Raw genomic sequence first — 18,719 nt, forward strand, 5'->3', positions numbered from 1 at the left:
AGAGCCTGAAGGACGGTCAGGATTCGCTGAAGTCGTTTGCCGACGCCACGCAGGATAGCGTTGCCGGGGCGAGCGGCAGCGGTGGGAACACGGCGGGCGGCGGCACCGGTGAGGCGAACGGGTTCAAGGAGCCGATCATGCTGTTCGCGACGCCAGCAGGCATCGCGATGTCGACGCAGAAGTCCACGCATATCGCGGCGAANGAGCATGTGAANNTGGTNAGCGGGCAGAGCACGCACATTGCGAGCGGCAAGTCGCTGCTCGCGAGCGTTGCGCAGAAGATCAGCCTGTTCGCGCAGAACGCGGGGATGAAGCTCTTTGCGGCAAAGGGGAAGGTGGAGATTCAGGCGCAGTCGGACAATGTGGAAATCATTGCTCAAAAGACGCTGAAGCTGCTGTCAGCGACGGACAAGATCGAGGTGGCCGCAAAGCAGGACATTCTGTTGACGAGCGGCGGAGCGTACGTGCGTCTGAAGGACGGGAATATAGAAATCCACGCACCGGGACAGATCGATATCAAAGGCAGCAGCCACTCGTTTGCCGGTCCCACGAGTCTCTCGAACAAGCCGCCGACGCTCCCGGAGGGTGAGGGCCCGTACAACGAGCAGTTCAAGATTCACGATAAGAGCAGCGGTGATCCCGCGCCTTACGTTCGTTATCGCATCGAAACCGCCGAAGGTAAGGTGTTCGAGGGCATGACCGATGAACACGGTCTCACTTCTCGAATCATGACCAGCAAGCCGAGCGCGTTGAAAGTTTTTCTCGACACCTGATTCTGGCCAACGAGCACGCGCATCGTGCGTGATGCGATGACCTTCGCCCATTCTAGCAACCCGACCCATATGAACGTCTCGAGCACCAACCACGCGCCAGACGGCAGCGGCACCACGAACACGACGCCAGAGAGTCTCGTACACGTGCCGCACGACCCGGCACCGATGCTCTACTTCCGGCCAGAGACCGGAGAATTCATTCTGGTTCCTGCGGAAGACGTTACTGCACTCCAAAGCGAATGCAATCTACTGCAAGACCGGATCGCAAAGTACCATCAAGCCAATGAAAAACTCGACACCGCACTAAAAGCATTCGCCGATGAAATGCGCAAGCATATGTATGACCCGCTCACCGGCGAAAAACAGAAGGCCGCCGTAGACGATGCACTCAAAGAACGCGACAGCGCGCATAAAGCGCTGAAGAAAGAACTCGAGCCGCTCAGTAAGCTCGACAGCAAAGATCTCACGATGGTCGAACTCATCCCCATTCATATGAACGGGGATGGCAAAAAGGCGGTGAAATTTGCGAAGTACAAGCTTCACTACGTCCGTTCGAACAAGATCAAAGCCGCCTGGCATAAGTTCGGGCCTGCCGCGTTCGAAGACATGAAGGGCCGCCGGGAAGAAAAGGAGACGGGCACAAAGAGCTTCATTAAGACCAACGCACAGGGCAAACGCAAGATCGATATCGACAAGCTTAAGGAAGGCGTGCTGATCAGCCGCGAGAGTAAGATCAAGTGCCAGCTGTATGAAAAGACGAAAGTGTCGTCGGAGCTCGTAGAGAAGCATGTAACGGGGACGCTTTTCGCTTGGGCTGAACAGTGGAACAAAGACCTCAGCTACAGCGCTGGTGCAGAAGATCCGGCAGAGCGCAGTGAAGGCGAGAAGAAAAATGAAAAGCCAAAGCAGACTGCGTTCAGCAACAACGTCAGCATCGAGGCGAAAGCGCAATTGATGCGCTATCTGGCAGGAGCGGGCCTGGACACCGAGTGGCAGCCACAAAAGGGAAGAGTTGCCGTCAAAGCTTCGGCGCAAGCCGAATTTGCCATAGCGGAGGCCAAGGTTTCTGGTGCCTTCTACTACCCTGATGTGGCGGGCTGGGTGTGGAGTCTCGACGGTGACGACGGCAAAACTTATCCACTCGGCGCCGTTCGATTTAAAGGCGAACTGGGCTTGTCGGGCATGGCCGGTGCCAGTGTTGTTGCGCAACTCGGAATCGTTGTGGACTATCGCGACGAGAAGCGCAAGGACCTGGGCCTGTACGGTGCTGCGGTCGACAATCCCGCTACCAAGCGCCGCGAGATCAAGGTCGGCGGTCAGCCCGTCGATCCAAGCGCGAATGCGGATCTTGACGTGTTCGCCGGCGCTCGAGCCGACCTCTCACTGGAAGGGGCGCTTGAGTGGATGGAGCCGGTAAAGACCGGACCTGGTGGCAAGTACAAACCATTTGCCAAGGTTGGCGACACCATTACTGCGATGGCTGGTGCGGGCCTCGCCTGCATGCTCGAAATCAGCTATGCCGCGGGGCGTTTCAGAATTAAGGCAAAGGCCGGTTTATGCCTGGGAGTCGGAGCAAAAGGCGACATAGAAGTGTCGGTCGATGCGCTCTGCATTGCTGAATTCGTCAAATGGTTCTTCTATCAGCTCTATCACGCGAATTTTCAGCGGTTGAAGTACGTTCAGACGACTGCCTTTGATGCCTTTTCTCGTATCCAGGTGATGGTCATCCAAGGCATACAGGATTTGGCTGGGACCGTCGACCAGGAGCTGGCCGAAATAAACACGCTGTTTACTCGCCTTCTACAGGAGTACGAGAAAGAGGCGGCACGCGTCGAGTTGATGAACCGCGTACTCAAAAATCCTTCAATGCTGCAGTATGCAACGCCCGAAGCAAAGGGCATGATGATTTACCAGTTGACCCGCCACTGGTATGCGGCCGATGGCATCGATATGGCGAATCACAAGTACGGTAGATGGTATGGCAATCGAAAGGACGCTGTTAAACAGATTCTTAGATGGTCGCATACAAAGCATGATCTGAACAACGTCGTCCAGCACATCCATCCTCAAGGACGCGCCGGCGATATTGCCGTGCGGCGGCAACAGTTGAAAGACTTCTTGCAGATGTCGCTTACGGGTACAGACGCGGGAGATGCGAAAGAAATGGACGATTACTACGATGGGCTGCAGGCAATGCTGAAAGTCGAACCGACACCGGGCTATGCGGTCGCGCAAGTCGGTTCGAGTGATTACCAATTTCAGGTTGCGGCCGGCAGACATCCATACTACGACAACCTGCCGGACGTGCGCGTCGTGTGAGCAGCGCCTTCAAGGCAGTCAAAGAGGACCTGGTTTGTGCACCGCGCACCGAAACGTTAAGGTAACGGCCGAGGGACCAAATGTACGGCCGTCCTTTGTTTTGACGACGTATCCAGCAGGCGGTGCGCCGTAGCGATATACCGTCATCGCGCTATCGGTGTTGTCTCCCTCTGCGCCTCGTATCACTTTCAGCGTTCCGCTCGCTGGCCCGGTCGGATTCTTGAGAGGGGAGTGTACATAGTAGTCAGCGGCAAACCAGTCGTTGACCCAATCACGGCCGTCAACACCGACATCATAGAGCCCCAGAGCGTTTGGCGGATATTTGCCTACCGGATAGATGTATTGCGAGACGACGGTATCGGGAGTGTATTTCTGCTCGATTGTGTCGGCAGACGGGAGATTACGGTCCGCTTCGTATTTACCATTGTTTGTTCCAAACCTGACCGCCTTGCCGCCCGAGCGCGCCGAATATTCCCATTGAGCTTCCGTGGGTAGGTCGATTGGTTCGCCGCTCTGCTTGCCCAGCCATTGGCAATAGTCCTTTGCCATTTGCCACGGCACGCCGGCGGGATGGTCGGCGACTTTATATGGTTGATCGGCCTTGTCTTGCGGCCATGAGGGCTTGCCCGTGGCAGTTGTGTACACATCCAGGTCCGCGTAGGTGACCTTGTACTTACCGATCGAAAAGCTGTCCAGGGTCACTGGATGCGCGGGCTTGTTTTCTTGCTGCGACGTAAACGGGAGTTTTTCCGGAGTTACTTGTGAACCGAAGTCTCCCATTGTGAAAGTACCGCCCTTCACAAAGACCATGTTCTCAAGCGACTTCTTCACAAGCGCCTTTACTTCCGGTGACTGCCCTGTCTGGCTGCATGCGGGGAACGAAAACGAAAATATGACAAGCGGGGCCGTGAGCAGCCTGGCGAACGTTGACAACGTTGAATCCATGCGATCTATCTCCGGACGAATAGCGAAACGATTATAAGTGCTCAGGCAAATGGTGAGATCACCCACTGGAAATAACACCGGCTGGCCGGTAAATCTCAGCCCACCTTGAACATCGCAATCCTCACAGACGCGTGCAGCACCGCCCCCACTTATCCACACCCCCCTCTGAACAACCCCTGTAAAACCCGCTTCGCATCCTGTGGGACAAACCTTTACAACTGCGCCGCCCCGCGAGCCGCGGTAAAACTTTTCCTGCGTCCAATCCGACTATCCACGTTGGCCGCCCAAGGTTATCGCTGCCGCAAGCGCTTGATCTGAAACCGAGGTTTGCGGTTATCCACAGGCGAGGGCGGCGCTTGTTAACTATTACTACGTATACATATACAAAGACTATAAAAACCAGAGACGCACCCGAAGACGCGGCCGCATAAACGCGCAAACGCGCAGCCCGCAACGTTCACCGACCCTGGCCCATCACTCACTCAAGCCCCCTCGCCGCCAAACACCCTCCGCCAACTTTGCCGAATTTCGATAACACCTCGAATAATGGCTCACTACCATCGGCGAAAGCCTGCCCGTCCACGCACCGCAAAGCCTTGCGGCGCCGAGCAAGCGGCAAACTCCGGGAGCGTCCGATGAAATCAGAGTCCAACAGTCAGCACGTCGGTAAAGTCACGCATCACGAGTTGAAGCAGACGCTCGGCACCTGGCAACTTTGGGGCATTGCGGTTGGCCTCGTGATTTCCGGCGAATATTTCGGCTGGAGCTACGGCTGGGCGAGCGCGGGTACGCTCGGCTTTGTCATTACGGCGATCTTTATCGCCGCGATGTACACCACCTTCATTTTCAGCTTCACCGAGCTCACCACGTCCATCCCGCATGCCGGCGGCCCCTTCGCCTACGCCCGTCACGCGTTCGGCCCGACGGGCGGCTATCTCGCGGGCGCGGCCACGCTGGTCGAATTCGTGTTTGCGCCGCCGGCCATTGCGCTTGCCATTGGCGCCTATCTGCACGTGCAGTTTCCGGGGCTCGAACCAAAACACGCGGCAATGGGCGCGTATCTCGTCTTTATGGCATTGAACATCGTCGGGGTGCAGATCGCGGCCGCCTTCGAGCTTTGCGTGACCTTGCTCGCCATTTTCGAACTGCTGGTATTCATGGGCGTGGTTTCGCCCGGCTTCCAGTGGTCGAACTTCACGAAAGGCGGCTGGGCCGGCGCAGACACTTTCAGCATGGGTTCTTTTAACGGCATGTTCGCGGCGATTCCGTTCGCGATCTGGTTCTTCCTCGCTATCGAAGGTGTCGCGATGGCCGCTGAAGAAGCGAAAAACCCGAGGCGCTCCATTCCCATCGCTTACGTCGCGGGCATTCTGACGCTGGTGGTGCTCGCCATTGGCGTGATGGTGTTCGCGGGTGCGGCGGGTGACTGGACGAAGCTCTCCAACATCAACGACCCGCTGCCGCAAGCGATGAAGTTCATCGTCGGAGAAAACAGCGGCTGGATGCACATGCTCGTGTGGCTTGGTCTGTTCGGTCTGGTCGCGTCGTTTCACGGCATCATCCTCGGCTATTCGCGGCAGATTTTCGCGCTGGCGCGCGCGGGCTATCTGCCTGAATGGCTTTCGAAAGTGCATCCGCGCTTCAAGACGCCGCATCGCGCGATTCTGGCGGGCGGCGTAATCGGCATCGCGGCGATCTACAGCGACGAGCTCATCCAGTTCGGCGGCCAGACGCTCACCGCGAACATCGTGACGATGTCCGTGTTTGGCGCTATCGTGATGTATATCATCAGCATGTTGTCGCTTTTCAAGCTACGCCGCGCCGAACCGGACATGGAGCGTCCGTTCCGCGCGCCGCTTTTTCCGCTCTTTCCAGGCTTCGCTCTGGTGGCCGCGGTAATCTGTCTGGCGACCATGGTGTACTTCAACTTTCTGGTGGCTGTAGTGTTCGCCATCTTCCTCGCGCTTGGCTACGTCTATTTCCTGTTGACGCGCCATCAGCGCGAAGCCGCGCCGGCGGACGCATTGCTCGAAGAATGACGAACCCGGTCGCTGTGCGCAGCGGCGCGGTACATGCAAGCTGGAGTCGCAACGAATGAGCTATACGGAGACAATCGGCAGCCGCACTTATCGCTTTGCCGACCTGAAAACACTCATGGCGAAAGCAAGCCCGCAACGTTCCGGCGACCAGCTCGCGGGCGTCGCGGCGGCGAGCGAGGAGGAACGTGTCGCCGCGAAAATGGCGCTGGCGCAGGTGCCGTTGCGCACTTTCCTGAACGAAGCGCTCGTTCCCTACGAAAGCGACGAGGTCACGCGGCTGGTGATAGATGATCATTCGCCGCAGGCATTTGCCGAGATTTCGCATCTGACGGTGGGCGATTTTCGCAACTGGCTGCTGAGCACGTCGACGGACGCCGAGGCGCTTACACGCATCGCCGCAGGCCTAACGCCGGAAATGGTGGCGGCCGTCTCGAAGCTGATGCGCAATCAGGACCTGATTGCGGCCGCGCGCAAACGTCCCGTTATCACGCGCTTTCGCAATACGGTTGGCTTGCCGGGCCACATGTCGGTGCGTCTGCAACCCAATCATCCGACGGATGACGTCAAAGGCATTGCGGCCTCCATGCTCGACGGCCTCATGTACGGCTGCGGCGACGCGATGATCGGCATCAATCCGGCGAGCGACAACCTCGCCGCGATCACCCGGCTGCTGCAGATGGTCGACGACTTCCGTCAGCGCTACCAGGTGCCCACGCAGTCCTGCGTGCTCACGCACGTCACCAACACCATCGCCGCGATCGAAAAAGGCGCGCCGGTGGACCTCGTGTTCCAGTCGATTGCGGGCACGGAAAAAGCCAACGCCGGCTTCGGCATTTCGCTCGCGCTGCTGCACGAAGCGTATGAAGCAGGACTGTCGCTCAAGCGCGGCACAGTCGGCAGCAACCTGATGTACTTCGAAACCGGGCAGGGCAGCGCGTTGTCGGCGGACGCGCATTTCGGCGTCGATCAACAGACCTGCGAGGCGCGCGCCTATGCGGTCGCTCGCAAGTTCAATCCGTTTCTCGTGAATACCGTGGTGGGTTTCATCGGCCCCGAGTATCTGTACGACGGCAAGCAGATCACGCGTGCGGGCCTCGAAGACCACTTCTGCGGCAAGCTGCTCGGCGTGCCGATGGGTTGCGACATCTGCTATACGAATCATGCAGAAGCCGATCAGGACGACATGGACAACCTTCTCACGCTGCTCGGCGTGGCGGGCATCAACTTCATCATGGGCATTCCGGGCGCGGACGACGTGATGCTCAATTATCAAAGCACGTCGTTTCACGACGCGCTGTATGTGCGCGAAGTGCTCGACTTGCGCCGCGCGCCTGAGTTCGAGGAATGGCTCGAGTCGATGCAGATTACCGACGCACGCGGTGCGTTGCTGAGCGCATCGACACAGCAACCGCTGCTCGAAGGCGCACGCGACTGGATGGGTATTGCATGAGCGACTCCGTGGACAAGAACCCGTGGAATGCGCTGCGTCAGTTTACCAACGCGCGCATTGCCTTGGGCCGCGCTGGCAACAGCGTGCCCACCGCCCCTTTGCTCGCATTCAATCTTTCGCATGCACAGGCGCGCGATGCCGTGCATCATCCGCTCGATACGGACGCATTGCATCAGCAGTTGCACGCACTCTCGTTGCGAACGCTCGACGTACACAGCGCAGCGCCTGATCGCGAGCATTACTTGCGGCGTCCCGATCTTGGCCGGCGCTTATCGGAAGAGAGCCGCGCCGCGCTCGCGCAGTTAAAGGACGAATCGCCGGATGTGGTGTTCGCGATCGGCGACGGCTTGTCGGCGTTCGCTGCATCGAAGCAGGCGGTGCCGCTGCTGCAAGCCGTGCTTCCGCAGCTCGCGGATTGGAAAATTGCTCCTGTCGTGGTCGCGCGGCAGGCACGCGTTGCGCTCGGCGACGAGATCGGCGAGTTGCTTCATGCGAAGATCGTGGTGATGCTGATCGGCGAGCGGCCCGGACTGAGTTCGCCTGACAGCCTCGGTATCTATCTGACGTACGCGCCGAAAGTGGGCTGCAGCGACGCGCAGCGCAATTGCATTTCCAACGTGCGTCCGGAAGGGCTCGACTATCCGTTGGCCGCACACAAGCTGCACTACCTGCTCACGCATGCGCGGCGCCTCGGCCTCACCGGCGTCGGACTGAAAGATGACAGCGATGCGTTGCTACAGGCCGCGCCTGCCGCGCCCGCGATCGGCGGCGCGGCAAGCACCCATCTGCAATCAGAGCCGGCGAGCCCCGACGCAAACGCCAGCGCAACCTAGCTGCGAATTCACGCATCGCCGCGCTGCACAGGGTGCGCTGCGAGCCACGCGTTCTCGCCGTCGTCGAACAGGCGCGAGCGCGTGAGAAAACGCAAACCGGTCGGCCGCTCGAGCGAGAACATCCCACCGTTGCCCGGCACCACGTCGATTATCAGTTGCGTGTGCTGCCAGTACTCGAACTGCGAATCGCTCATGTAAAAAGGCACGCCCGCAAGGGTGCCGAGCTTCACGTCGGACGCGCCGATCATGAACTCGCTTTGTGGAAACATCATCGGCGCGCTGCCGTCGCAACATCCGCCGGATTGATGGAACAGTACATCGCCATGTTGTGCGCGCAACCTGTCTATCAACTCCACGGCGGCGGGCGTTGCGATCACGCGAGCCACTTCCTGTTCGTCGGCCATCATAGGTCCTCGCAGCAATGAAGCGAGCCGCGCAACGCGGCTCGCCTCGGCACATTCGCCCGGGTTGATGCTTAGAAAAAGCCGAGCGGTTTCTCGCTATAGCTGACGAGCAGGTTCTTGGTCTGCTGATAGTGGTCGAGCATCATCTTGTGATTTTCGCGGCCAATGCCCGATTGCTTGTAGCCGCCAAACGCGGCGTGGGCCGGGTACGCGTGATAGCAATTGGTCCACACGCGGCCTGCCTGAATTTGCCGGCCAAAGCGATAGGCGCGAGTGCCGTCGCGCGTCCAGACGCCGGCGCCCAGGCCGTACAGCGTGTCGTTGGCAATCTCCAGCGCTTCTTCCTCGGTCTTGAACGTGGTGACGGAAACCACCGGCCCGAAAATCTCTTCCTGGAAGATGCGCATTTTGTTGTTGCCGCGGAACACGGTCGGCTTCACGTAATAGCCCTTGCTCAGCTCACCGCCCAGCACGTTGCGTTCGCCGCCAATCAGGCACTCGGCGCCTTCCTGCTTGCCGAGATCGACATACGACAAGATTTTCTCCAACTGCTCCTGCGAAGCCTGCGCGCCGATCATCGTCTTCGTATCCAACGGATGACCTTGAGTGATGGCCGCGACGCGCTTCAATGCACGTTCCATGAAGCGGTCGTAGATCTTTTCATCGATCAACACGCGCGACGGGCATGTGCACACTTCGCCCTGGTTCAGCGCGAACATCGCGAAGCCTTCGAGCGCCTTGTCGAAGTAGCTGTCGTCCTGATTCATCACGTCGGCAAAGAAAATGTTCGGGCTCTTGCCACCGAGCTCGAGCGTGACCGGAATGATGTTCTGGCTCGCGTACTGCATGATGAGGCGGCCCGTCGTGGTCTCGCCCGTGAACGCGATCTTCGCGATGCGCTTGCTCGATGCGAGCGGCTTGCCCGCTTCCAGACCGAAACCGTTCACCACGTTGAGCACGCCGGCGGGCAGCAGATCCTGAATCAGTTCGACGAGTACGAGAATCGACGCGGGCGTTTGCTCAGCGGGTTTGAGCACGACGCAATTGCCGGCCGCGAGCGCGGGCGCGAGCTTCCATACCGCCATCAGAATCGGGAAATTCCACGGAATGATCTGGCCGACCACGCCGAGCGGCTCGTGAAAATGATAGGCCACGGTATCGTCGTCGATTTCGGAAATCGAGCCTTCCTGCGCGCGCACGGCGCCGGCGAAGTAGCGGAAGTGGTCGATGGCAAGCGGAATGTCGGCGGCCATTGTCTCGCGCAGCGGCTTGCCGTTGTCGATCGTTTCGGCAACTGCAAGGCGTTGCAGGTTCGCTTCCATGCGATCGGCAATGCGGTTCAGAATGTTCGCGCGATCCGTCGTCGACGTTTTACCCCACGCGGCCTTCGCGCGGTGCGCTGCATCCAGCGCGAGCTCGACGTCTGCTTCACGCGAGCGCGGAATCGAGGTGAACGGCTCGCCGGTGATAGGCGATACGTTGTCGAAGTACTCGCCCCCCACGGGCTTCACCCATTCCCCGCCGATAAAGTTCGCATACTGCTTCTTGTACGGGAATTCGGTCGTCAGAAACTGCATCTCCGCGTGATTCATCTCAGTGCTCCTCACATGTTTGAATGGGCTGTAGTCGGCGCGATGTCGCGCTCGGTTGCAATCCGGTGAAGCTGGGCGCGACACCCTTAGAGCCAGAACCATGCCAATGCACCCGGCTGGTGAGACGTGCACGCACGGCAGGCACGCACGCACCGAAGCAAGGGCTGCAAGCCGGATCAACGGCGGACAGGCGCGTCGTTTCGGATCAACGCAAGTGTTGCTGTTCACGAATTGAACAGCGCGCTGGCCCATGCTGGAGCAACCGGTGCTGTGAGCGCGCGCCTATCATCGGCATGAGACTTGCCTTGCTTTGTTCTTCGATATTCCATCGCGCGGATTGGCCATGACGATCGAAACCTTCAGCGACAGCGCCGCCAGCTCGACTCCAGGTATCGCTCCCGCGCCTGCACTGCACGCGGGCTTTCACGTGCAGACCCGCGTTGCTCACGACGCGGACGAACAGGCGCGCAACCTCCAGGGCTGGCATCAGACCTACGACCAGTTGGCCTCGGGCAGTTTCGTAGGCGGCCTGACGGAGTTGTGCCTCGATGACATGCAGGTGTTCGTCGAAACGACGAGCCACACGTTGCGACAGACCTGCGAGGTGCAGAAAGACGCCTACTGGTTCGGCATTCCGACGCGTGGTGCCGGCGCGGGTCGCATCGACGCGCAGATGATCGGCAGCGACGCTCTCGCGTTTCGTCCAGGCGGCATTGAATTCGAGCTGCTGACGTCGTCGGGCTATGAGATTTTTGGCGTGGTGGTCCAGGGCGACGCGTTGCGTCGCTACGCTGCGCAAGTGGAGCAGGTGAGCCTCGCCGATGCGTTGCCGGACAAGGAGGTGGTGTCCATCGGCGCGGATCGCAAGGAGCGCCTGTGCGCTTCGTTGCGCGCGCTGCTCGAGCGCAGCGCGGCAAGCGGTGCGCCTTTATCGCGCTCCGCGTGCGACAGCCTGCAGGCGGCGGTGCTTGCGTCGCTGTTCGACGCCGGCGCGTTGCCTGCGTCCCCCGGGCAGATGGCGATGCCGGTTCGCGCAAGGCGTCAGTCGATTGTCTCCGAGGCGCGCGATTATGTGCTTGCGCATCGGGACCGCGCGGTCGGCGTGCCGGAGCTTTGCGAGCGTCTGCATGTGAGCCGGCGTACATTGCAGTACTGCTTTCAGGACGTGCTCGGCATGGCGCCCGCCCACTATGTGCGCGCGCTGCGCCTGAACGGCGCGCGCCGCGATCTGTGCAACGCCTCGCGCGATTCGCGTTCTGTGCAGGACGTGGCCACCGCCTGGGGCTTCTGGCATCTGAGCCAGTTCGCAACGGACTACCGCAAGCTGTTCGGCATGCGGCCTTCCGAGACCTTGAAGGCCGCAATCGGCGCGCAGGCTGCTACGAAAAGCCGACCGTTCGCTCACTAGAAATTTTGCAGGCAGGGCGGCTGGCGTTCGACTGCTCCGCTTGCGATTCATCTGCGCAGCAGGCGCAAGCCGTTCGCGACCACCAACAGGCTCGCACCGACGTCGGCGAACACGGCCATCCACATCGTGCCGAGACCCATCACCGTCAACACCAGAAAGACGCTCTTGATGCCGAGCGCCAATGCAATGTTCTGCACCAGCACGGCATGCGTCGCTTGCGAGAGGTGGATGAAGAGCGGAATCTTGCGCAGATCGTCGTCCATCAACGCGATGTCGGCGGTTTCTATCGCTGTGCCGGTGCCCATTGCGCCCATCGCAAAGCCGATGTCGGCGCGCGCGAGCGCAGGCGCGTCGTTAATGCCGTCGCCGACCATGCCCACGGTCGCGCCTTCGGCCGCCCACTGCGCGACAGCGTCCAGCTTGTCTTGCGGCAACTGGTTGCCGCGCGCTTCGTCGATACCGACCTGCCCGGCAATCGCCGCAGCGGTGTGCGGATTGTCGCCGGTGAGCATGGCCGTGGTGACGCCTGCGCGATGCAGTTCGGCGATAGCCGCGCGGCTCGTTTCCTTGACGGTATCGGCGACGGCGAAGAGCGCGAGCACGCGTTGCGCGTCGCTCAGCAGCACGACGGTCTTGCCCTGACGCTCGAGCGCGTCGAGCTGTGCTTCGAGTGACGGCGAACATAGCCCGAGTTCTTCTGCAAGCCGATGATTGCCGAGCCAGTAGGTGAGGCCGCTTACCCCGCCGCGCACGCCGCGCCCGGCGAGCGCTTCGAACGAATCGACCGCGCCGGTTGCGACGCCATCCTTTTGCGCGGCGCTTGCAATCGCCATCGATACGGGGTGGTCGGAGCGTGCCGCGAGACTTGCGGCGAGCGTGCGGCAACGGGCGGTGTCGGTGTCCGCCTTTGCATCTGCATTCGGATCTGCTTTGGCGAGCACGGCGAAATCGGTTTGCACGGGCTTGCCGTGCGTGATCGTGCCGGTTTTGTCGAACGCAAGACGGCTGAGCTTGCGGCCCTGTTCGAGGTAGGCGCCGCCCTTGATCAGAATCCCCTTGCGCGCAGCTGCCGCGAGACCGCTGACGATCGTGACAGGCGTCGAGATAACGAGCGCGCACGGACACGCAATCACCAGCATCACCAGCGCCTTGTAGATCCACGCCTGCCACATTCCACCGAAAAAGAGCGGCGGCACGAGCGCGACTGCCAGTGCGACGGCGAATACCAGCGGCGTATAGACACGCGCAAACTGATCGACGAAACGTTGCGTGGGCGCCTTGCTGCCTTGTGCCGCTTCGACCGCATGAATGATGCGCGCGAGCGTGGTGTTGCTGGCCGCGGCCGTCACGCGGTAATCGAACGAGCCCGCCTGGTTGACGGTGCCGGCGAACACAGCGTCGCCCACCGTCTTGTCGACCGGCAGGCTTTCTCCGGTGATCGGGGCCTGATCGACACTGGAGCGCCCCGCAACGATCTCACCATCGAGCGCGATCCGCTCGCCCGGCTTCACGCGAACCAGCGCGCCGGGTGCAATCGTCTCCAGGCGCGTGAGTTGCCAGGCGCCGTCGGGCTGCTGCACGCTTGCCTGTTCGGGCGTGAGTTGCATCAAACCCTGAATCGCGTTGCGCGCGCGGTCGAGCGACCTCGCCTCTATCAATTCCGCGACCGTGAAGAGCACCATCACCATCGCCGCCTCGGGCCATTGACCAAGTATCAAGGCGCCGCTCACCGCAATGCTCATCAACGCGTTGATGTTGAGATTGCCGTGGCGAAGCGCGAGCCAGCCCTTGCGATACGTTGAAAGGCCGCACGAGCCGATCGCGACGAGCGCAAGACCCGCTGCCATCCAGGCAGGAGCGCCTGCCCAGCCAGCGGCCTCTGAAGCGGCCGCAGCAACGCCCGCGAAGGCAAGCGGCCACCACCTGCGCGGCGTGGGCTGAGTGGAGGACGCGTCCTGAGCGGCGCCGGGCGTACGTTGCGAGTCGGCGTCCGCGAGTTCGGGCGTGAAGTCGAGCGACCGCAGCGCACCGAGAATCGAGTCCAGCGCGCCCGGCGCATGCACGACCGTCAGCACCCGCTGCATGAGATTGAACTCCATGCTGCGCACCTCGGACATGCGGCTGAATTTCTTGCGGATCAGCGCTTCTTCTGTCGGGCAGTCCATCTGCATGATGCGCATGGCCGTGCGCACGTCGCCTTGCACCGCTTCGGACGGCGGCACAACCGCGGGCTGCGGCAGCGGTGCATGACTGGCCGCGCCGCAGCAACTGCCGCATGCGGAGGCGCCGGCATGCGCCCCATGCCCGTGCTCGGACGCATGTTCATGCCCTTGGGCGAGGGTTTCCGGTTGTTCAGTGGGGTCCGCATTCGGCTCGTGCGCGCGCTGCATGGTGGCTTCCTCGTTCGATTTGTGGTCTAGTAAACACCTTGAAGCCACTACAAGGTCAAGGCCGGTACCGGAGGGCTCATGAAAATCGGCGAATTGGCGAAAATCGCCCATTGCACGACCGAAACCATCCGCTTCTACGAGAAGGAAGGGCTGCTGCCCGAAGCGGAGCGCACCGAGGCCAATTACCGCAGCTATACGGCCAGGCACGTGGAGCGGTTGCGCTTCATTCGCAATTGCCGCGCGCTTGACATGACGCACGACGAAATCCGCGCGCTGCTGCGTCTGACCGACGCGCCCGCCAGCGGCTGCGGCGGCGTCAATGACCTGATCGACGAGCACATTGCGCATGTCGAAATGCGCATCGACGAACTGCAGCAGCTCAAGGCGCAATTGCATGCGCTGCGCGAGCAATGCCACGGCGAACGGGCCGTGGAAGACTGCGGCATCGTGCAGGGTCTCAGCGACATGGACGTCAGCGCGCCCCGTGCGCGGCACACGCATCTCGGTTGATGCGGCCAGTCGAATCAAATCATCGAATCCAGTTGGAGAAGCAACGTGTTCACATGTAGAAACCAGTCCTGCGGCGCGCAGTGGGAGCAGTCCGACGTCGTCATCAAGAACGAGGGACAGGGGCTCCTTTTCCGGTGTCCGCTGTGCGGCGCGCGCAATTACGTCGAGCGTTTCGAAGGCGACGACGGCGAGGTGCTGTACGAGCAGATGGAAGGCCGCCCGTTGCAGGGGCCGATGGCCGAATAGTCGCCCGTCATTGCGAGGCGTCGCTACAAGTCGTTCGCCAGTCGCCAGTCTTCAGTCTTTCAGCCTTGAGCCGATCACGAGTCATCATCCTATGAACAGTCCCATCACGGCCGGCGCGCCGTTCAGTCAACTGCCGTTGCCGCCCGCCGCGCTCGCGAATCTCACGCAGCTCGGCTATGTCGAGATGACGCCGATTCAAGCCGCGAGTCTTCCTATTGCGCTCGCCGGCCACGACCTCATTGCGCAGGCGAAAACGGGCAGCGGCAAGACAGCGGCGTTTTCGCTGGCGCTGCTCGCGCGTCTGGACGCACGCAATTTCGCCGTTCAGGCGATGGTGCTTTGCCCGACGCGCGAACTCGCCGATCAGGTCACGCAGGAAATCCGGCGTCTTGCGCGTGCCGAAGAAAACATCAAGGTGCTGACCTTGTGCGGCGGCACGCCGATGCGTCCGCAAACCGCGAGCCTCGAACATGGCGCGCACATCGTGGTCGGCACGCCGGGCCGCATCATGGATCACCTCGAACGCGGCAGCCTGCCGCTGCAATCGCTCAATACGCTGGTGCTCGACGAAGCGGACCGCATGCTCGACATGGGCTTTTTCGACGACATTGCGACCGTCGTCAGGCAATGCCCTAAGGAGCGGCAAACGCTCCTGTTCTCGGCCACTTATCCCGAGGGTATCGTCAAGCTCAGCCAGCAGTTTCTGCGCAATCCGAAAGAAGTGAAGCTGGCCGAGCGGCACGACAACACCAAGATTCGCCAACGTTTCTACGAAGTGACGGAAGACGAGCGTCTGCATGCCGTCGGGCTGTTGCTCAACCACTATCGCCCGGTGAGCACCATCGCCTTCTGCAACACGAAGCAGCAATGCCGCGATCTGCTCGAGGTGCTGCGCGCGCAGGGCTTTCATGCGCTCGCGCTGCATGGCGAACTCGATCAGCGAGAACGTGACCAGGTGCTGATCCAGTTCGCGAATCGCAGCTGTTCGGTGCTGGTCGCGACGGACGTCGCCGCGCGCGGCCTCGACATCGCGCAACTCGAGGCGGTGATCAACGTCGACGTGACGCCCGATCCGGAAGTGCACGTGCACCGCATCGGCCGCACGGGGCGCGCCGATCAGGAAGGCTGGGCATTGAGCCTCGCCAGCATGGACGAAATGGGGCGCGTGGGCGGCATCGAGCAGGCGCAAAAGCGCGAGGTGGAATGGCACAAGCTCTCCGAGCTCACCGCAACGAGTAACGAACCGCTTTTGCCGCCCATGGAAACGCTGCAGATTCTCGGCGGCCGCAAGGAAAAGATCCGTCCCGGCGACGTGCTCGGCGCGCTCACCGGCGAGGCAGGTTTTGCCGGCTCGCAGATCGGCAAGATCAACGTGACGGAGATGTCGACCTATGTGGCGGTCGAGCGCAGCATCGCACGTGAAGCCGTGCGCAAGCTGAGCGCGGGCAAGGTGAAGGGCAAGAAGGTGAAGGTGCGCTTGATGGACGAGGCGTGATGTCGGCGCGCAGGCGCCACGTGCGGCACGCGCCGCACGCAACGCCGCGCCGACCCGTGAGCCATGACGTAAACGCATGTCCCGCATGACAAAGTTTCGATTGTTATGCTTCTTTGGCTGATGCCTAATCACTTAACCGGCACATAAGCACACGGGCGGCCGCACGGTCTGCCGCCGCCAGTGCGCTGCCGGATGAGGATAGGAGAAGCCATATGCAGAGCGCCCTGCAAGCCCGCTCGAAATTGCCTGACGTCGGCACGACGATTTTTACCGTGATCGGCCAACTGGCCGCGCAACACGACGCGCTCAATCTGTCGCAAGGCGCGCCGAATTTCGCGCCGGACGCAAAACTGATCGACGGCGTCGCGCACGCCATGCGCGCCGGGCATAACCAGTACGCGCCCATGTCGGGCATCGCGGCATTGCGCGAAGCGCTTGCCGACAAGGTGCAGACGCTGTACGGCGTGCGCTATGACCCGGCAGACGAAGTGACCGTGATCGCAAGCGCGAGCGAGGGTCTTTATTCGGCGATCAGCGCGTTGGTGCACCCGGGCGACGAAGTGATCTACTTCGAGCCTTCGTTCGACAGCTACGGCCCCATTGTCCGGCTGCAAGGCGCAACGCCAGTGCCGATCAAACTTTCGCTGAGCGACTTCCGTGTGAACTGGGACGAGGTCGCCGCCGCGATCACGCCGAAGACGCGCATGCTGATCATCAACACGCCGCACAATCCGACCGCGACCGTGTTCAGCGAGGCCGACATCGCGCGCCTCAAGGCGCTCACGCGTCACACCGACATTGTGATTCTCGCCGACGAAGTCTACGAGCACGTGGTGTTCGACGGCGCGAAACATGAAAGCATGGCTTGCCATAGGGAGCTTGCCGAACGCAGCGTGATCGTGTCGTCGTTCGGCAAGTCGTACCACGTCACCGGTTGGCGCGTCGGCTATTGCCTCGCGCCCGCGGAACTGATGAACGAGATTCGCAAGGTGCATCAGTTCATGGTGTTTTCCGCCGACACACCCATGCAGTACGCGTTCGTCGACGCATTGGCGAATCCCGAAAGCTATCTCGGCTTGTCCGCGTTCTATCAGCAAAAGCGCGATCTGCTTGCGCACGGTCTTCGCGAGTCGCGTTTCGAGCTGTTGCCGAGCAAGGGCAGTTTCTTCATGCTCGCGCGATTTCGCGGTTTCTCCGACGAAAAGGACAGCGACTTCGTGTTGCGCCTGATTCGCGATGCGCGCGTCGCGACCATTCCGTTGTCTGCGTTTTACAGCGACGGCACGGATTCGGGTCTGATTCGCCTGAGTTTCTCGAAGGACGACGCGACGCTGATCGAAGGCGCGCGCCGCTTGTGCGAGATCTGAAGCCGCCTGCATTGCACGCGAGCGCGGGTATTTTTGAACGCAGTAAGATCGTCGCGCGACGACACGTCCACACGCTGCGCGTTCGCATTACAACGAAACGGAAGGGGAAGGAACCTGCTATGAAACTGCTCAAGCCCTGGTTGGCGCTGGCCTGCGCTTTCGCATCGGTGACGGCGTCGCCCGCCGCGCTTGCGGCCGATACATCCACGCTGCGTTTCGGGCTCGAAGCGCAGTATCCGCCGTTCGAATCGAAGGGCCCTAACGGAGAGTTGCAAGGGCTCGACATCGACGTGGGCAATGCCGTGTGCGCCGCCGCGCATATGACTTGCAAGTGGGTGGAGACGTCGTTCGACGGTTTGATTCCCGCGTTGCAGGGCCGCAAATTCGACGCGATCAATTCGGCGATGAATGCGACCGAGCAGCGTCGCCAGACCATCGACTTCACGACGGTCGTCTACCGTGTGCCGACGCAACTCATTGCAAAGCGCGACAGCGGTCTGCTGCCGAACGCCGAGGCGCTGAAGGGCAAACGCGTGGGCGTGCTGCAGGCGTCGATTCAGGAGACGTTTGCAAAGACGCATTGGGAGCCGGCGGGCGTGACTGTCGTCGCGTATCAGGATCAGAACCAGGTCTACACGGACCTCGTCGCCGGGCGGCTCGACGCAACGCTCGTGCTCGCGCCCGCGGGGCAAACCGGCTTTCTGTCGAAGCCGAACGGCAAGGACTATGCGTTCGTCGGGCAGCCGGTTCGCGACGACAAGATTCTCGGCAGCGGCATCGCATACGGCATCCGCAAAGGCGATACAGCGTTGCGCGAGCGCCTGAACGCGGCTATCGCCAAGGTGCAGGCAGACGGCACGGTGAAGACGCTCGCGACGAAATACCTCGGCAATATCGACGTTTCCGCGAAATAGGCGGGCGAGGCGGGCGCTAGGCGCGCTCGTCACG

General features: G+C 61.1%; 15 protein-coding genes. 11 read left to right on the plus strand and 4 right to left on the minus strand.

Features of this window, described 5'->3' with window-relative positions:
• Window positions 1-773 (plus strand): DUF2345 domain-containing protein (locus F757_RS34090; RefSeq protein ID WP_035467457.1); only part of this gene is annotated, 773 nt, incomplete at its 5' end.
• A gap of 24 nt (window positions 774-797) precedes the next feature.
• Window positions 798-3,092 (plus strand): hypothetical protein, encoded by a 2,295-nt coding sequence (locus tag F757_RS0125165; protein ID WP_156923727.1) that lies wholly within the window; start codon window positions 798-800, stop codon window positions 3,090-3,092.
• An 18-nt stretch (window positions 3,093-3,110) separates the two neighbouring features.
• On the opposite strand, the gene F757_RS34095 is transcribed toward F757_RS0125165, so the two are convergent.
• The gene (locus F757_RS34095; protein WP_051376863.1) at window positions 3,111-4,037 is read right to left on the minus strand and encodes a formylglycine-generating enzyme family protein; all 927 of its coding nucleotides are present in this window, start codon (window positions 4,035-4,037) and stop codon (window positions 3,111-3,113) included.
• A 635-nt stretch (window positions 4,038-4,672) separates the two neighbouring features.
• On the opposite strand from F757_RS34095, the gene eat reads away from it, so the two are divergent.
• The 3 genes from eat to eutC are packed head-to-tail and all read left to right on the plus strand — an operon-like array spanning window position 4,673 to window position 8,359.
• Window positions 4,673-6,076: an ethanolamine permease gene (gene eat, locus F757_RS0125175; RefSeq protein WP_027213797.1), complete on the plus strand. Its 1,404-nt coding sequence runs from the start codon at window positions 4,673-4,675 to the stop codon at window positions 6,074-6,076.
• Window positions 6,077-6,131: 55 nt separating this feature from the next.
• Window positions 6,132-7,526 carry an ethanolamine ammonia-lyase subunit EutB gene (locus F757_RS0125180; protein WP_027213798.1) on the plus strand — a complete coding sequence of 465 codons (1,395 nt, stop codon included), beginning with the start codon at window positions 6,132-6,134 and terminating at the stop codon, window positions 7,524-7,526.
• The gene (gene eutC / locus F757_RS34100) at window positions 7,523-8,359 is read left to right on the plus strand and encodes an ethanolamine ammonia-lyase subunit EutC (RefSeq protein ID WP_035467458.1); all 837 of its coding nucleotides are present in this window, start codon (window positions 7,523-7,525) and stop codon (window positions 8,357-8,359) included. The genes F757_RS0125180 and eutC overlap by 4 nt, the downstream gene beginning before the upstream one ends.
• 8 nt (window positions 8,360-8,367) lie before the next feature.
• On the opposite strand, the gene F757_RS0125190 is transcribed toward eutC, so the two are convergent.
• Window positions 8,368-8,763 (minus strand): DUF779 domain-containing protein, encoded by a 396-nt coding sequence (locus tag F757_RS0125190; protein ID WP_013337702.1) that lies wholly within the window; start codon window positions 8,761-8,763, stop codon window positions 8,368-8,370.
• Between the two features lie 71 nt (window positions 8,764-8,834).
• Complete coding sequence (gene adh, locus F757_RS0125195) at window positions 8,835-10,355, minus strand: aldehyde dehydrogenase (protein WP_027213799.1); 1,521 nt, start codon at window positions 10,353-10,355, stop codon at window positions 8,835-8,837.
• Between the two features lie 343 nt (window positions 10,356-10,698).
• Here adh and F757_RS0125200 point away from each other — a divergent pair, with 343 nt between their 5' ends.
• Window positions 10,699-11,763 (plus strand): helix-turn-helix domain-containing protein, encoded by a 1,065-nt coding sequence (locus tag F757_RS0125200; RefSeq protein ID WP_035467459.1) that lies wholly within the window; start codon window positions 10,699-10,701, stop codon window positions 11,761-11,763.
• Between the two features lie 47 nt (window positions 11,764-11,810).
• Here F757_RS0125200 and F757_RS0125205 read toward each other — a convergent pair whose 3' ends face one another.
• Complete coding sequence (locus tag F757_RS0125205; protein WP_027213801.1) at window positions 11,811-14,153, minus strand: heavy metal translocating P-type ATPase; 2,343 nt, start codon at window positions 14,151-14,153, stop codon at window positions 11,811-11,813.
• A 78-nt stretch (window positions 14,154-14,231) separates the two neighbouring features.
• Between F757_RS0125205 and cadR the strand changes: the two genes are divergently transcribed.
• The 5 genes from cadR (at window position 14,232) to F757_RS0125230 (ending at window position 18,685) form a co-directional block, all read left to right on the plus strand.
• Window positions 14,232-14,663, plus strand: a complete 432-nt coding sequence (gene cadR / locus F757_RS0125210) for a Cd(II)/Pb(II)-responsive transcriptional regulator (RefSeq protein ID WP_027213802.1) — start codon at window positions 14,232-14,234, stop codon at window positions 14,661-14,663.
• Window positions 14,664-14,708: 45 nt separating this feature from the next.
• Window positions 14,709-14,909 (plus strand): hypothetical protein, encoded by a 201-nt coding sequence (locus F757_RS0125215; protein WP_027213803.1) that lies wholly within the window; start codon window positions 14,709-14,711, stop codon window positions 14,907-14,909.
• A gap of 91 nt (window positions 14,910-15,000) precedes the next feature.
• Window positions 15,001-16,404 (plus strand): ATP-dependent RNA helicase DbpA, encoded by a 1,404-nt coding sequence (gene dbpA, locus F757_RS0125220; protein ID WP_027213804.1) that lies wholly within the window; start codon window positions 15,001-15,003, stop codon window positions 16,402-16,404.
• A 212-nt stretch (window positions 16,405-16,616) separates the two neighbouring features.
• A complete protein-coding gene (locus F757_RS0125225; protein WP_027213805.1) occupies window positions 16,617-17,771 on the plus strand; it encodes a pyridoxal phosphate-dependent aminotransferase in 1,155 nt (384 codons plus the stop codon).
• A gap of 119 nt (window positions 17,772-17,890) precedes the next feature.
• Complete coding sequence (locus F757_RS0125230; protein ID WP_027213806.1) at window positions 17,891-18,685, plus strand: ABC transporter substrate-binding protein; 795 nt, start codon at window positions 17,891-17,893, stop codon at window positions 18,683-18,685.
• Window positions 18,686-18,719 lie beyond the last annotated feature (34 nt).

The organism is Burkholderia sp. WSM2232, assembly GCF_000472545.1.
GTDB lineage: Bacteria > Pseudomonadota > Gammaproteobacteria > Burkholderiales > Burkholderiaceae > Paraburkholderia.